This window comes from Trinickia sp. (assembly GCF_036503415.1).
In the GTDB taxonomy this organism is placed as follows: Bacteria; Pseudomonadota; Gammaproteobacteria; order Burkholderiales; family Burkholderiaceae; genus Trinickia.
Map to the genome: position 1 here is coordinate 79,035 of NZ_DASXWY010000089.1, position 15,342 is coordinate 94,376.

Sequence of the window (15,342 nt, forward strand, 5' to 3'; positions counted from 1 at the left end):
CCACAAAAAAACCGGCCCTCGGCCGGTTTTTTTTCGCCTGGTCTATTCGGGCTCAGTCCCGCTCGAAAAGCGCGATCGATTCGACGTGCGAAGTGTGCGGAAACATGTTGACGACGCCGGCGCCCTTGAGCCGATACCCTGCTTCATGCACGAGGAGCCCCGCATCGCGCGCGAGCGTCGCCGGGTTGCAGGACACGTAGACGATCCGGCTCGGCAGCGGTCCTTGTCCGCTTTGCGCAATCTCGGCGAGCCCCTTCGCAACAGCCAGCGCGCCCTCGCGCGGCGGGTCGACGAGGAATTTGTCGAATGGCCCGAGCACGCGCAGATCATCGGCAGTGATCTCGAAGAGGTTACGGCAGGCGAATGACGTATGGGCATCGACGCCGTTCGAGCGCGCGTTCTCGAGCGCTCGGGCCGTCAGCGTCTCGCTGCCCTCGATGCCCACGACTTCGCGTGCGCGACGTGCCAGCGGCAGCGTGAAATTGCCGAGTCCGCAAAAGAGATCGAGCACGCGATCGCTCGGTGACGGCGCGAGCAAACGTACCGCACGACCGACGAGCACGCGATTGATCGCATGATTGACCTGAGTGAAGTCCGTCGGCTTGAACGGCATGCGGATGCCGAACTCGGGGAGCGTGTAATCGAGCGCGACGTCGAGCGGGTAAAACGGCACGGCGGTGTCCGGACCTTTCGGCTGCACCCAGAACTGGACACCATGCTGATCCGCGAACTGCCGCACCTGCGCTTCGTCCTCGGCATTCATCGGTTCGAGCACGCGTAGCACGAGTGCGGTCACGCTCGAGCCCACGGCCACTTCGATCTGCGGCAGCCGCTCGCGAATCGACAGGCTTTCGACGAGCCGACGCAGCGGCACGAGCAGCGCCGAGACGTGCGGGGGCAGCACTTCGCAGCTCGTCATATCGGCGACATAGCTGCTTTTTCTTTCATGGAAACCGACGAGCACCCCGCCCTTTTTCACCACATGGCGCACCGTGAGGCGCGCCCGGTAGCGGTAGCCCCACGTCGGCCCGTGGATCGGCCGGAACACCGTTTCCGGGCGAAGCTTCGCCAGATGCCATAGATTGTCCTCGAGTACGCGTTGCTTCACGGCCACCTGCGCGCGGGCATCGAGGTGCTGCATCGAGCAGCCACCGCAGGTGCCGAAAAACGCGCAGCGCGGCGAGGTACGCATCACGCTTTCGCGCAGAACGTCGACGACCTGGGCCTGCTCGTAGCTCGGCTTTCTCCGATAGCTCGAGTAGGTGACACGCTCGCCAGGCAAGGCCCCTTCGACAAAAATAACTTTCCCGGGCTCGCCGTTCTCATCGACGAGGCGTCCGACGCCTCGCGCATCCATGTCGAGCGAGTCGATCTCGATCATTGGGGCGGGAGCAGAAACAGTATCCGGTCTGGCAGACTTGATGCGCGGCACGATGGGGCGGGAAGATTCAGACACCGGCTTTTTCCTGGCGGAAATCGAATGAAAGGCGAGATTGTAGACGAACGACGGGGGCGAACGGCACACCGAAGGAGTCCATGATGCGGTTACTCAGCTGGAACATTCAATGGGGACGCGACGCACACGGCGTGGTCGATCTTGCGCGCACCGTCGATGAAGCCCGCAAGCTCGCGGATTTCGACATCCTTGCCCTCCAGGAGGTCACGCGCGGCTTTCGCGCCTTACCAGGCGGCCCTTCGGACGATCAATTCGCCGAACTCGCGGCCGCACTGCCCGGTTTTACCGTGCTCGATGCGATCGGCGCAGACCTGCCGCCCACCGCCGAGGGCCTTCCCCGTCGTCAATTCGGAAACGCGCTGGCCACCCGCTTGCCCGTCGAAAAGGTCATTCGCCACAGCTTGCCGTGGCCGGCCGACGCGAGCGCACCGTCGATGCAGCGCGTCGCGCTCGAGGCCGTGTTGCAGGCACCGCGCGGCCCGTTGCGCGTTATCGTCACGCATCTTGAATTCTATTCGCTCAGTCAACGCCTCGCCCAAGTCGACGAACTGCGACGCCTGCAGCGCGAAGCGGCCGACCATGCACGCCATCCGGCACCGGCCGAAAATGCCACCGGTCCGTTCGCTCCCTCAGGCCGGCCAGTCAGCGCGATCGTCTGCGGCGACTTCAACAGCGAATTCGGATCGCCCGCGTATCGGCGCTTCATCGAACCGATCGATGACGGACCGGGCTTCGTCGATGCATGGACGTTTCTTCATCCCGGCCGTACGCCGCCGCCCACGGCGGGTGTCTATGACAAAGCGCAGTGGTCTTCGGGCGCGATTCCCTGCGACTTCGTATTCGTGACCGCCGATCTGTGCGATCGCCTCGTGCGATGCGAGATCGATGGCGCTACGCAGGCTTCGGATCATCAGCCGATCGTTCTCGAGCTGCGCTAGGCGCCGCGCCATGAACGGCCAAACCGCGGACTAGGTGCTTTCGAATGCCGCCAGGTACTCGGGCCACTGCGCGCCCGGTTCCTGCGCGAGCGCATTCTTGACGAATGCGATCTCGTCGGCGTACTCGTCAGCCGAAAATGCGCCGCGCATCAATTGAAAGCGGCAATAAAGCAGGTAGGTGTTGACCACATCCGTCTCGCAATATTGGCGGATCTCCTCGATACGCCCGTCACGGAAGGCCGTCCAGACCTGAGCACCGTCCATCCCGAGCTTGCCCGGGAATCCGCACAGCTTGGCGAGCGCGTCGAGCGGTGCATTCGCGCGGGCCTGATACATTGCGAGCACGTCCATCAAATCGGTGTGACGCGCGTGGTAGCGGCTGATGTAGTTATTCCATTTGAACTCGCGATCGTCTTCGCCCAGATCCCAATAGCGCGGAGCCGAGACGCCGTGCACGAGTGCGCGATAGTGCAGGACCGGCAGATCGAAGCCTCCGCCGTTCCATGAAACGAGTTGCGGCGTGTACTTTTCGATGACGCGATAGAAGGACTGAACCAACGCGGCTTCGCCGTCCTCGGGCGTACCGAGCGAGCGCACCCGAAAACCGCCGCGGTCGCGAAACACGCAGGAGATCGCCGCGACACGCTGGAGGTAGTGCGGGAGGAAATCGGTGCCGGTTTTTTCGCGGCGGGCTGCAAAGGCGTGCTCCGCCACCTCGACGTCGCTCATCGACTCGGGAAGGCCATCGAGCCGGCGAATGCCGGCGACATCGGGAATGGTCTCGATGTCGAAAACGAGAATCGGTGTCATCCAGGTCTGAGTCTTGTCTAGAGCACGGCGTCCTTGCGCACGCCGTTGGAAGCGAAAAAGCGTTTGAGCCTGACGAGCGCCTCTTGCTGGATCTGTCGGACGCGTTCCCGCGTGAGTCCCATTTCGTCGGCCAGTTCTTCGAGCGTGGCGGGTTCGATGTGGTTGAGTCCGAAACGGCGCTCGATGACGTGCCGGTGCTTGTCGGACAGACGAGAAAGCCAGGCGCGGGTCAGCGTTTCGAGTTCCCGGTGCTGAACTTCCGCGTCGGGAGACTGGCTCTGTTCGTCCGAGAGCAGATCGAGCAAGCTGCTGGCGGGGTCGAGGTCGAGCGGAGCATCGAGGGATGCCGTATGCTCGTTCAACGCCAGAATGTCGGTGACTTCGTCGGTCGTCTTTCCGGTCAGATAGGCGATATCGTCGATGCTCGCGTCGCGCCGCTCGCTCGCGTCGCCCGAATTCATCGAATTTTTTTCCAGATGGCGCTTCGCGCGCAGCACCTGATTCAATTCGCGGATCACGTGCACCGGTAAGCGCACCGTGCGCGCTTGATTCATGATCGCGCGTTCGATGCTTTGCCTGATCCACCACGTCGCGTAGGTGGAGAAACGGAACCCGCGCGTGGGATCGAATTTCTCGATCGCATGCATCAAGCCCAGATTGCCTTCCTCGATCAGATCCAGCAGCGGCACGCCGCGATTCAGATAGCCCTTGGCAATGCTGACGACGAGCCGCAAATTGCGCTCGATCATGACCTGCCGCGCTTCGAACTCCCCCGCCTTCGCGAGCCTCGAGTAGCGCTGCTCCTCCTCCACCGTGAGAAGCGGCTTGACGCTGATGCGATTCAGGTAATGCTGAATGGTATCGGCCGTCAGCTCGGCCTGCAGCAACGCACGGAAATCATCGGGGTCGGGGGCGGCCGCCCCCTCCCGCGCCTCGGGTTCGGCATCGTCCGCCTCGCCCTCGCCCGCCGCTCCCTGCGCCTCGAATTCCGCTTCGGCTTCGGGGGTGTCGTCATCCGGCTCGCTCGTCGAAGCGCCCGTCTCCGGTGCTACTTCCTCCGCGATACGGGTAAGCGTTTCCGTCTCGGCTTGTTGCTTGCGGCGCTTCGATTTCGGCATGGTCGTATCGCTTATTGCGGCGGCAAGTATTTCATCGGGTCAACAGGTTTGCCTTGCTGGCGGACTTCGAAGTGAAGCATGACTCGGGGTGCATCGGTCGAGCCCATCTCGGCGATCTTCTGGCCTCTGGTCACCGAGTCCCCCTCTTTTACCATCAAAGCGCGGTTGTGTGCATATGCGGTCAAATACGTTGCGTCGTGCTTGATGATAATGAGATTGCCGTATCCGCGCAGCCCATTTCCTGCATAAACCACGCGACCGTCGGCAGCGGCCCTGACCGGATCGCCCGCGGCACCGCTGATATTGATGCCCTTGTTGGTCGAATCGTTGAACGACGCGATGACGGGCCCCTTCACGGGCCATGCGAAACTGATTGCACCGCCGGCGGGTGCGGGAACGCTCGAAGAACTCGGCGCGGCCGGCTGCGGCGGGATCGTCGTGGCCGCCGAGGCGCCTCCGACCATCGGCGGCATCGCGCCGCCGGCACTTGCGCCATTGCCTCCGCTCGGCGTGTTCGGGTTGGCCGGCGACGGCGGATTGCTCGAAAGCGGTGCGGCCTGAACCGCCCCGCCCGTGATCGGTGCCGTCGCGACGCCCGGCGTGACGGCCGCGGCATTGGCGCCCGGCGGCACGACACGCAGCAGTTGATCGACTTCGATCTGGCTCGGATTCGCGAGATTGTTCCAGGCCGCTATATCGCGGTAGTTTTGGCCGTTTTCGAGCGCGATACGGTAAAGCGTATCGCCCGGCTTCACGCGGTAGTAGCCGGGCGGCGGCGGCCCGAGCGGCACGGCCGGTTGCGCTGCCTGCGCCGATGATTGAGTAGCGAGCGTGCCGGAACGGTCGACGACCGGTGCCTGATCCATCCTTGTCGCGCAGGCTGCAAGCGACGCAAGGGCCACCGCACACATCACGCGTTGGGCGGCAACCAGCCCGCCGTTTCTGTTGATTGTTCGCATCGCGCTCAACGTAAACATCGGTGTCAAATCACTCCGGATTTTAAGGGGACAAAGAAAACGCTATCAAGCTGCGACTCCCGCCATTGGCTCGGACCGACCCGCTCGACGAGCGTGAGCACCTGCGAGTGCCCGCCCAGCGCGGCGACAGGCGCGACGAGGCGTCCGCCGACCGCAAGTTGCTCGGCGAGCGCCTGCGGCACGTCGAAGCCGGCCGCGGCGATCACGATCGCATCGAAAGGCGCGGCCGCCGGCAAGCCGAGTCGGCCGTCGCCATAATGCAGGCGGATATTCGGTACCCGTAGCGGCCGTAGATTCTGCTTGGCGCGCTCATAAAGCGGCTTGACCCGTTCGATCGAATAGACGTCGCGCGCGATCTGGCTCAGCACCGTTGCCTGGTAACCGCACCCCGTTCCAATCTCGAGCACCCGGTCGAGCGTTCGCCCGGCCGCGGCGAGCTCGAGCATGCGAGCCACCACCGATGGTTTCGAAATCGTCTGCTGATGACCGATCGGCAGCGCCGCATCTTCGTAAGCCTGAGGCGCCAGCCCCGGATCCACGAACAGGTGGCGCGGAACCGCCGCCATCGCATTGAGCACGCGCGCATCGCGGATTCCGTTCGTTCGAAGGCGTTCGACCATGCGCTCGCGCACCCGTTCCGAAGTCAGCGCGTGCGCGCCCGAAAACGGCACATTGGGCGCGCCCATTTTGTCGACACCTTGCGACGGCTGCGTGTCAGTGCGCCGGGCACCCGGCTCGGTCGAACGCAGCGGCGCCTTGCCGTCGGCGCGCGCGCGCGGCTTGCGCTCGAGATCGGCGAGCCCGAGCGGAAAACGCCTGGCGCGCTCGCTCGTCATGAGGCGCCGCGCCCCGCAAGCGACCATTCGCGCGTGGCGGCGAGCATCTGAGTATGCGTGAGATCGAGTTGCAGCGGCGTAATGGAGACGCGCCCATTGGCAAGCGCGTAAAAGTCCGTGCCCTCGCTCGCATCGAGCGCCTCGCCGGACGGACCGATCCAATAAATCGGCTCGCCTCGGGGATTCGTTTGCCGAATCACCGGCTGCGACGGGTGACGCTTGCCGAGCCGGGTCACCTCCCATCCGCGCATCTCGTCGTAGGGCAGATTGGGAATGTTCACGTTCAGCAGCGGATGGCCGGGAAGCGGATTCGACAGGAAGTGCTCGACGATATCGAACGCGACACGCGCGGCATCGTCGAGGTGAGCCCAGCCTTTGTCGACGAGCGAGAACGCAATCGCCGGCACCCCGAACATCACGCCCTCCGTCGCGGCCGCCACCGTACCCGAATAGAGCGTGTCTTCGCCCACGTTCTGGCCATTGTTGATGCCCGAGACCACCAGGTCGGGCTTGTCGTCGAGCATGCCGGTGAGCGCGATATGCACCGAATCGGTCGGCGTTCCGTTCACGTAGTAAAAACCGTTAGCCGAGCGCAGCACGGACAGCGGACGCGCCAGCGTAAGAGAATTTGATGCGCCGCTGCAATTTTGCTCGGGTGCCATCACGGTGATGTCGCCGAGCGGCTTCAGGGCGCCATAAAGCGCGGCGAGACCCGGCGCCAGATAGCCGTCGTCGTTGCTCAGTAAGATTCGCATGCGGCGATTGTAACCGAGGAGTCCGCGCCGCTGATCGCCTGGGCCGGCGTATTCGCGCCCAATTCCCACGTCACGCCGTTAGACGATCTTACGCTCACGCAGGCTCGCAATCGCTTCGTCGTCATAGCCGAGCCCGTGCAGCACTTCATCCGTGTGTTCCCCGAGCTCGGGGCCGAGCCAGCGCGTGCCGCCCGGTGTAACCGAGAGTTTGGGCGTCACGTTCGGCAAAGCGATGTCGAGCTCCCCTTGCCACTTGAAACGCTGAATCATCTCTCGCGCCGCGTATTGCGGATCGTCGAACATGTCGGCCACGCTGTATATCCGGCCGACGGGCACGTCGGCCGCATTGAGCACCTCGAGCGCTTCGTCGATCGTGCGCCCGGCCAGCCACGCGCCGATCGCCTCGTCGATTTCCTGTGTGCGCGGAACCCGGCCGTCGTTTTGCGCAAGCGCGGGATCGTTCGCCAAGTCGCTGCGCCCGATGGCCGTCATGAGGCGCTTGAAGATCGGATCGCTGTTGCCGCCGATCACGATCTGGCCGTCCCTGCATGCATAGGTGTTCGAGGGCACGATGCCCGGCAGCGCAGCCCCGGTGCGCTCGCGCACGGCGCCATATACGCCATACTCCGGCACGACGCTTTCCATCATGTTGAAAACCGCTTCGTAAAGCGCGACGTCGACGACCTGCCCTTTACCGCCCGATGCCTGCCGATGATGCAGCGCCATCATTGCACCGATGACCGCATGCAGCGCCGCGATGGAATCGCCGATCGAAATACCGATCCGTGGTGGGGGAAGATCGGGAAAACCCGTGATGTGCCGCAAGCCTCCCATGGCTTCGGCGATCGAGCCAAAGCCCGGCCGGTCACGGTATGGACCGGTTTGCCCATAGCCGGAAAGGCGGACCATGACGAGGCCCGGGTTCTCGGCGCTCAGCACGTCGTAGCCGAGCCCGAGCTTCTCGAGCAGGCCGGGCCGAAAATTCTCGACGACGATATCGGCTTCGCGCGCAAGCTCGCAGACGATTTTTTTGCCTTCCGGTGCCTTCAGGTTGACCGTCACCGATTTCTTGTTGCGCGCCTGCACTGCCCACCATAGCGAGGTACCGCCCGCTTCGGGGTAGAGCATGCGCCACTTGCGCAGCGGATCGCCCCCGTTCGGGTCTTCCACTTTGATGACCTCGGCGCCGAATTCGCCGAGAAACCGGGCGGCAAACGGGCCAGCGATCAGGGTGCCGAGTTCGAGCACCTTGATGCCCGCAAGCGGGCCAGGAGTTGCGGTCATAGCGTTCCTTTCAGAAAGGCGGCGAGCGCCGCCCGGTCAAAGCGAGCGCCGGTCGAGCATGGCACGGGCGATCGTTCCGGCATCGACATATTCGAGTTCGCCGCCGACCGGCACGCCGCGCGCGAGCCGCGTGACCGCAAGCTGGCGCGCCTTGAGCATTTGCGCAAGGTAGTGTGCCGTGGCTTCTCCCTCGTTCGTGAAGTTCGTGGCCAGCACGACCTCCTTGACGACCCCATCCGAGGCGCGTTTCACGAGACGGTCGAAATGGATCTCTTTCGGACCGATTCCGTCGAGCGGACTCAAGCGCCCCATGAGGACGAAGTAAAGACCGCGATACGTCATCGTCTGCTCGAGCATGATCTGATCGGCGGGCGTTTCGACGACGCACAGCAGCGTCGGGTCGCGCGCTTCGTCGCTGCATACGTCGCAGATGCGAGCCTCGGTGAATGTATTGCACTTTTCGCAGTGTTGCAGATGCTCCACCGCGAACAGCAGCGAGCGTCCGAGCCGCTCGGCGCCCTGCCGATCGTGCTGCATCAGGTGGTACGCCATGCGCTGCGCCGACTTCGGACCGATGCCGGGCAACGCGCGCAGCGCCTCCACGAGCGCGACGAGCGCGGAAGGCTGTTTCATGGCGATAGCGCGAGTCGTGCGCTCGGCATGTGCATGAACGGCTCCGGCCTCAGAACGGCAGCTTGAAACCCGGCGGCAACGGCAAGCCGGATGTCATACCACTCATTTTCTCCTGCGCCGTGGCCTCCGCCTTGCGGACCGCATCGTTGAATGCGGCGGCAACGAGGTCCTCGAGCATGTCCTTGTCGTCGGCGAGCAGGCTCGGGTCGATCGCCACGCGACGGACCTCGTTCTTGCAAGTCATCGTGACCTTGACGAGACCGGCGCCGGACTGCCCTTCCACTTCCATCTGGGCGAGTTGCTCCTGCATCTTCTTCATGTTTTCCTGCATCTGCTGGGCTTGCTTCATCAGCCCGGCGAGTTGGCCTTTCATCATGGACATGCTCCTTGATCGTGTGGATAGGTGGACGACGTGCGGCTCAGCCGGGCGTCGTCGATGTGCGTGGCTGCCCGGGATGCGCTCAGTGGACCGTCGCCCCCGCGTCGGGCGCGATGGGCCTGATCGAGCCGGGTACGATGCTCGCGCCGAAATCGCGAATCAGCGAGCGCACGAACGGATCGGCGCCAATTTCCCGTTCCGCGTCGCGCTGACGTTGCGCGCGTGCGGCCGCTTCGATTGCCGCAGCGGTACGCCGCGCGGGGCCGACCTCGACGCGCACGTCGACAGGCCTGCCCAACCGCTCGTGCAGGGCGGACTTCAGCTTCGCGACCTGCGCGGTGTCGGCATATTGCGGCACCGGCACGACCAGCTTCAGGGTCTCGCCGTCGAGCATCGTCAATTCGCTATTGAATGCGAGCTGGTGCGCCACGCCTTTGAGCGGAAGCTCGGCGGCAAGCGCCGGCCAATCGCCGGCATAACCGAGCGCGTCGAGCATGACGGGCGGCGGCAGCGAGGCGAGATCGATGGCGGGCGCAGCTTCCGGCGCCGCTTGGCTCCCATTGCGGGTATCGGCTTGCGCATCGTCGAAACGCTCCGCGGCGAAATACGCGTCTTCGGCGCAAAAGGGCGCGCCATCGTCGAACGGTGCGTCGGCAAGCGGTGCGTCATCCCAGGGCGGCGATTCGGTCGCCGGCGCGCTTGCCGCGCTGGCGACCGCACCGCGGGCACGCGGCACCGGGACGACGACCGGTGTGCGTGGTGCGGCCGGTTTCGCCGCCGGCGTGGGCGTCGAAGACTTTGCCGCCCCGGCCGGGCGATTGCGATCCGCCGATACGCGCAACCCCGCGCCGCGCAGCACTTCGAGCGCGGCGCTCGCGCCCGTGGCGCGAGACTGGGCAGCCGGCTCGGGCGCCGATCGTGGTGGCGCGCCACGCGCCGACGCAGCGCTCTCGCGCGCGACGGGCGGAGAACGGTCTGGCGGCGAAGCCTCCAACGGGGCGGGCGGGCGGGCGGGCGCCGCAAATGCTTCGCGATGCGGTGCCGGCTCGCCGCTAATAGCTTGCGTTTCACGTTCGGGCGGCGCCTCTTTCATCACCGCGCTGTCCTGCGCAGTCGCGTCGGTGCGAGCCAGAATGCCGGCCGTTGCGCGCCGGCTCCCCGCCGATGCGGGGGGCGCAGCCGAACGCTCGCCGGGGCCGGGCGCACCGCCGGCGCCCCGAACCGTCGGCTCGAATGCCAGCATGCGAAGCAGCGTCATCGTGAAGCCGGCATACTCGTCCGGCGCGAGGCCGAGTTCGTTGCGTCCGATCGTTGCGATCTGATAGAAAAGCTGGACTTCTTCCGGCGTGAGGGCATCGGCGAAACGCCGCACGTCGTTCGCTTCGGGCCAATCGTCGAGCACCGAGGCCGGCGCGAACTGCGCCCAGGCGATGCGGTGCATGAGGCTCGCCAGGTCTTGCAGCGCCGTCGAGAACGAGAGACTGCGCAGCGCCATTTCGTCGGCGATTTCGAGCACTTGCGCGCCGTCACCGGCAACGAGCGCATCGACGAGCCGGATCAGATAGCTCTGGTCGAGCGCGCCCAGCATGCCGCGCACCGCCTCCTCGGACACCTGATTGGCCGAATAGGCGATCGCCTGATCGGTCAGCGACAGCGCATCGCGCATGCTGCCGTCCGCCGCGCGCGCCAAAAGCCGCAATGCCTGCGGCTCGAACGCAACGCCTTCCGCGCCGAGAATGCGCTCGAGGTGCCCGACGATGTGGCCCGCCGGCATCTGCTTCAGATTGAATTGGAGACAGCGCGAGAGCACCGTCACCGGGATTTTCTGAGGATCGGTCGTCGCGAGGATGAACTTGACGTGTGGCGGCGGCTCTTCCAGCGTTTTCAACATCGCGTTGAACGCATGGTTCGTGAGCATGTGCACTTCGTCGATCATGTACACCTTGAAGCGGGCGTCGACCGGCGCATAGACGGCGCGTTCGAGCAACGCCGCCATTTCGTCGACGCCGCGGTTGCTCGCGGCATCCATTTCGACATAGTCGATGAAGCGCCCCTCATCGATTTCGCGGCATGCACGGCACACGCCGCAAGGCGTCGCCGTGATGCCGGTCTCGCAGTTCAGGGCCTTGGCGAAGATGCGCGAAAGCGTGGTCTTGCCGACCCCGCGCGTACCGGTGAACAGGTAGGCGTGGTGCAGACGTGCGCCGTCGAGCGCGTGCGTGAGAGCACGCACGACGTGCTCCTGGCCGACGAGCGAAGCGAAATCCTTCGGCCGCCACTTGCGTGCGAGAACTTGATAGGTCATCGCCAAATTGTATCAGCAACGATGCGGCGCAAGACGAGGCGAGTAGCGGCGCGGAGCGACTACACGAAACCGCTTGGCGGGGGAGAGAAAGAGAACAACGAGAACAACGAGAACAAAAGGAAGGTGACGAGCCTGACCCTCGGCACTGGCGGAAAACGGCTGTGGCTGCTTCGTTCCCGACCTGACCAGGTTGACCGCCCCTCCATGCGAGGAGGCCCGTCACGGCGCATTCTATCATCGTCGCGCGCACGGCGCGACCCTTCTTGCGCCCCACTCTTCTTCTTGTCCCGCCGCGGCGATCGAACGGGGGCCGCGGTGCCGGGCCGAACGCCCGTGACCGCTTGGCTATCGGCCTCGTACGACAGATAGCGATTTGGGCTAATATGGCATTCGGACGACTCGCCGCCGAAAGCGCTGCCGCACCTGGCTCATGCGATCCGTGCGGCTCGCTCGACTAGTTGCATGCAGTGGACGCAGCGCATCGCGCCAGCCGCATTTGCGCATCGGCACCAACAGTGCGTTTCCCCGTTTTGGTGTATCGTGGCGGGCAATTGAGGCTCGGGTCCCGGAACCCGATGAGGTAAATCTAAATGAGCGAACAAATCAAGCACATCAGTGACGCATCGTTCGAGCAGGATGTCGTGAAGTCCGACAAGCCCGTATTGCTCGATTTCTGGGCCGAATGGTGCGGCCCCTGCAAGATGATTGCCCCCATCCTCGACGAAGTGGCCAAGGATTACGGCGACCGTCTGCAGATCGCGAAGATCAACGTCGATGAAAACCAGGCTACCCCGACGAAGTTCGGCGTGCGCGGCATTCCCACGCTGATCCTGTTCAAGAATGGCGCTGTGTCCGCGCAGAAGGTCGGCGCACTGTCGAAGTCGCAACTGACCGCATTCCTCGACAGCAACCTGTGATCGTCATACCAGGCCTGTTGTCCTCGTGCAACAGGCCTTTCAGCCGCGCGAGCGTCCGCTGAACGGTAGCTGGCGTGTGCTATGCTAGAATGACAAGACGTCAAGAAAACGTATAAGTCCTTGAGCGGTTCCGCTCATCCTCCTCCCAGATTCTTTCGTCGCACCTTCTCTTCCCCGGCGGGATTTCCGTATGCATTTATCCGAGCTCAAGTCTCTGCACGTTTCTCAATTGATCGAAATGGCCAACGGCCTCGAGATCGAAAGCGCGAACCGCCTGCGCAAGCAGGAACTGATGTTCGCCATCCTCAAGAAGCGCGCCAAAACCGGCGAGACCATTTTCGGCGACGGCACGCTCGAAGTCCTGCCCGACGGATTCGGCTTCCTGCGCTCGCCGGAAATGTCGTATCTCGCGAGCACGGATGACATTTACATCAGCCCCTCGCAGATCCGGCGTTTCAATCTGCACACGGGCGACACGATCGAAGGCGAAGTCCGCACGCCGAAAGACGGGGAGCGGTACTTCGCACTCGTGAAGGTCGACAAAGTCAACGGGCAGCCGCCCGAGGCCTCGAAACACAAGATCATGTTCGAGAACCTCACGCCGCTGCACCCGAACAAGCCGCTGTTGCTCGAACGTGAAATGCGCGGCGAGGAAAACGTCACGGGCCGCATCATCGACATGATCGCGCCGATCGGCAAGGGCCAGCGGGGCCTGCTCGTCGCATCGCCGAAGTCGGGCAAAACGGTGATGCTTCAACACATCGCGCATGCGATCAAGCAGAACCATCCCGATGTCGTCCTCTTCGTGCTGCTCATCGACGAGCGTCCCGAAGAAGTGACGGAAATGCAGCGCTCGGTCGCAGGCGAAGTCGTCGCCTCGACGTTCGACGAGCCGGCCACGCGCCACGTGCAGGTGGCCGAGATGGTGATCGAAAAGGCCAAACGCCTCGTGGAGATGAAGCACGACGTCGTCATCCTGCTCGATTCGATCACGCGTCTCGCGCGCGCTTACAACACCGTCATTCCCGCGTCGGGCAAGGTGTTGACGGGCGGCGTGGACGCCAATGCGCTGCAACGTCCGAAGCGCTTTTTCGGCGCGGCGCGCAATATCGAGGAAGGTGGCTCGCTTACGATCATCGGCACAGCCCTGATCGAAACGGGTAGCCGCATGGACGACGTGATCTACGAAGAGTTCAAGGGCACCGGCAATATGGAAGTGCACCTGGAACGCCGTCTGGCTGAAAAGCGGGTCTATCCGTCCCTCAATCTGAACAAGTCGGGTACCCGGCGCGAAGAGTTGCTCATCAAGCCCGAGATCCTTCAGAAAGTCTGGGTACTGCGCAAGTTCATCCACGATATGGATGAAGTCGAAGCGATGGAATTCCTGCTCGACAAGGTCCGCCAGACGAAGAGCAATTCCGAGTTCTTCGATATGATGCGACGCGGCGGCTGAGCTCAGGTTGGTATAACGTTGCGCAAAGCGCGCCGACAGGGCGCGCCGGCAGCCGATGCCGGCGCGGATCGGTCCCGGCGCCAATCCGTCCCGCCCCCGCCCAACCGGGCACTGCATCATGCTCACGAAGCTCTCCCGCTGGCTCGACACGCGCCGCCGCGAACGCGCACTGCGTGAGTACGGTATTGCCGACGATGTCTGGCAGGCGACGCTCGACGGCCTGCCGTTCCTCGGTTATCTCGATGCGGCGGATCTCGCTCGCCTGCGAGAAACCGCTAGCCTCTTCATCGCTCAAAAATCGTTCTCCACGGCCCACGGCCTCGAGTTGACCGATGGGATGATCGCCGGCATCGCCGTGCAAGCCTCGCTGCCGGTGCTCAATTTGGGCCTCGAGCTGTATCGCGGATGGGTCGGCATCGTCGTCTACCCCGGCGAATTCGTCATTCGCAAAACCGTCGAGGATGAAGACGGCGTAGTGCACGAAGTGGAGCACGACGCGAGCGGCGAAGCCTGGGAGGGCGGCCCCGTCATCCTCTCGTGGGAAGATGCGCAGATGACCGATGCGCGTGACGCCTACAACGTCGTCATCCACGAATTCGCCCACAAGATCGACATGCTGAGCGGCGAAACCGATGGCCACCCGCCGCTCTTCAAGCGCTGGCACGCGCCGCTCACCGCCGACGAATGGGCCAGCGTCTTCGATTCCGCCTACGACCGGTTCTGTGCGCAGGTCGATGCCGTGCCGACGCGGCGCTGGGCGCGTTTCGAACGCGAATCGCTGATCGATCCCTATGCGGCAGACCATCCATCCGAATTTTTCGCGGTCTGCAGCGAGGCGCTCTTCGTCCAGCCGCGTGCATTCGAGGCCGAATATCCGGAACTCTATCGTCTGCTCGCGCGTTATTACCGCCAGGATCCTGCGCGCACGGGCGTACTCCTCGAAACGCAGAGCGGCGGGCCCGATTGATTGGCGATTGGCGATTGGCGCGGCCCGACGACGAGCAAATCTTTTCGCCAACAGCATGATTTTCTGGCATAATCGCCGTCTTTCGACCTTGGGCAAGTGGCTCGCGGTTCGATGGCGTCGCGACTACGGCGGCGGCCGTATCGGCATCGCAGCGGGCTGGCTACCGCCACATTAAAGGAAGCACCATGAAGGAAAATACTCACCCCAATTACCGCGAAGTCGTTTTTCAAGACGTGTCGAACGGCTTCACATTTGTAACGCGCTCGACGATCCAGACGCGCGAAACCATCGATTTCGAGGGCAAGTCGTACCCGCTCGCCAAGATCGAAGTGTCGTCGGAGTCGCACCCGTTCTATACGGGTCAGCAAAAGATCATGGACACGGCGGGTCGTGTCGAGAAGTTCAACAAGAAGTTCGGTGCACGCGCAGCCGGCAAGGCCGCCGCAAAGTAAGTCGCCGCGCCTTTGTACGAGCGTGCAAAGGTACTGCAAGAAAAAGGGCAGCCCGCGCTGCC

At 63.8% G+C, this 15,342-nt stretch carries 15 protein-coding genes and 1 other RNA gene; 5 read left to right on the top strand and 11 right to left on the bottom strand.

Going from position 1 to position 15,342, the window contains the following annotated elements:
* Positions 1-52: 52 nt before the first annotated feature.
* A complete protein-coding gene (rlmD, locus tag VGL01_RS12775) occupies positions 53-1,432 on the bottom strand; it encodes a 23S rRNA (uracil(1939)-C(5))-methyltransferase RlmD (protein ID WP_414720246.1) in 1,380 nt (459 codons plus the stop codon).
* Between the two features lie 107 nt (positions 1,433-1,539).
* Here rlmD and VGL01_RS12780 point away from each other — a divergent pair, with 107 nt between their 5' ends.
* A complete protein-coding gene (locus tag VGL01_RS12780; RefSeq protein WP_331569926.1) occupies positions 1,540-2,394 on the top strand; it encodes an endonuclease/exonuclease/phosphatase family protein in 855 nt (284 codons plus the stop codon).
* Positions 2,395-2,424: 30 nt separating this feature from the next.
* Here VGL01_RS12780 and VGL01_RS12785 read toward each other — a convergent pair whose 3' ends face one another.
* The 10 genes from VGL01_RS12785 to ffs form a co-directional block, all read right to left on the bottom strand.
* Positions 2,425-3,204 carry a 3'-5' exonuclease gene (locus VGL01_RS12785; RefSeq protein WP_331569804.1) on the bottom strand — a complete coding sequence of 260 codons (780 nt, stop codon included), beginning with the start codon at positions 3,202-3,204 and terminating at the stop codon, positions 2,425-2,427.
* 17 nt (positions 3,205-3,221) lie between these two features.
* Positions 3,222-4,322 (bottom strand): RNA polymerase sigma factor RpoS, encoded by a 1,101-nt coding sequence (gene rpoS, locus VGL01_RS12790; protein WP_331569806.1) that lies wholly within the window; start codon positions 4,320-4,322, stop codon positions 3,222-3,224.
* 11 nt (positions 4,323-4,333) lie between these two features.
* Entirely contained in the window at positions 4,334-5,299 is a 966-nt protein-coding gene (locus VGL01_RS12795) for a peptidoglycan DD-metalloendopeptidase family protein (protein ID WP_331569808.1), read from the bottom strand.
* A gap of 5 nt (positions 5,300-5,304) precedes the next feature.
* On the bottom strand, positions 5,305-6,135 hold the full coding sequence (locus VGL01_RS12800; RefSeq protein WP_331569810.1) for a protein-L-isoaspartate(D-aspartate) O-methyltransferase: 831 nt from the start codon (positions 6,133-6,135) through the stop codon (positions 5,305-5,307).
* Entirely contained in the window at positions 6,132-6,890 is a 759-nt protein-coding gene (surE, locus tag VGL01_RS12805; RefSeq protein ID WP_331569812.1) for a 5'/3'-nucleotidase SurE, read from the bottom strand. Before surE ends, VGL01_RS12800 begins: the two co-directional genes overlap by 4 nt.
* Before the next feature lie 78 nt (positions 6,891-6,968).
* Complete coding sequence (locus VGL01_RS12810; protein WP_331569814.1) at positions 6,969-8,174, bottom strand: CaiB/BaiF CoA-transferase family protein; 1,206 nt, start codon at positions 8,172-8,174, stop codon at positions 6,969-6,971.
* Between the two features lie 36 nt (positions 8,175-8,210).
* Positions 8,211-8,807 carry a recombination mediator RecR gene (gene recR, locus VGL01_RS12815; RefSeq protein WP_331569816.1) on the bottom strand — a complete coding sequence of 199 codons (597 nt, stop codon included), beginning with the start codon at positions 8,805-8,807 and terminating at the stop codon, positions 8,211-8,213.
* A 49-nt stretch (positions 8,808-8,856) separates the two neighbouring features.
* Positions 8,857-9,183: a YbaB/EbfC family nucleoid-associated protein gene (locus VGL01_RS12820; protein ID WP_331569818.1), complete on the bottom strand. Its 327-nt coding sequence runs from the start codon at positions 9,181-9,183 to the stop codon at positions 8,857-8,859.
* A gap of 85 nt (positions 9,184-9,268) precedes the next feature.
* Entirely contained in the window at positions 9,269-11,491 is a 2,223-nt protein-coding gene (locus tag VGL01_RS12825) for a DNA polymerase III subunit gamma/tau (protein ID WP_331569820.1), read from the bottom strand.
* Positions 11,492-11,613: 122 nt separating this feature from the next.
* Positions 11,614-11,712: signal recognition particle sRNA small type (ffs, locus tag VGL01_RS12830), an RNA gene on the bottom strand.
* Between the two features lie 369 nt (positions 11,713-12,081).
* Here ffs and trxA point away from each other — a divergent pair.
* The 4 genes from trxA to VGL01_RS12850 all read left to right on the top strand — a co-directional run bounded on the left by trxA (position 12,082) and on the right by VGL01_RS12850 (position 15,280).
* Entirely contained in the window at positions 12,082-12,408 is a 327-nt protein-coding gene (gene trxA, locus VGL01_RS12835; RefSeq protein ID WP_173257202.1) for a thioredoxin TrxA, read from the top strand.
* Between the two features lie 190 nt (positions 12,409-12,598).
* Positions 12,599-13,861, top strand: a complete 1,263-nt coding sequence (gene rho, locus VGL01_RS12840) for a transcription termination factor Rho (protein WP_331569822.1) — start codon at positions 12,599-12,601, stop codon at positions 13,859-13,861.
* Positions 13,862-13,979: 118 nt separating this feature from the next.
* Positions 13,980-14,828 carry a M90 family metallopeptidase gene (locus VGL01_RS12845; protein WP_331569824.1) on the top strand — a complete coding sequence of 283 codons (849 nt, stop codon included), beginning with the start codon at positions 13,980-13,982 and terminating at the stop codon, positions 14,826-14,828.
* 185 nt (positions 14,829-15,013) lie between these two features.
* Positions 15,014-15,280, top strand: a complete 267-nt coding sequence (locus VGL01_RS12850; protein ID WP_331569826.1) for a type B 50S ribosomal protein L31 — start codon at positions 15,014-15,016, stop codon at positions 15,278-15,280.
* The last annotated feature ends 62 nt before the right edge of the window (positions 15,281-15,342 follow it).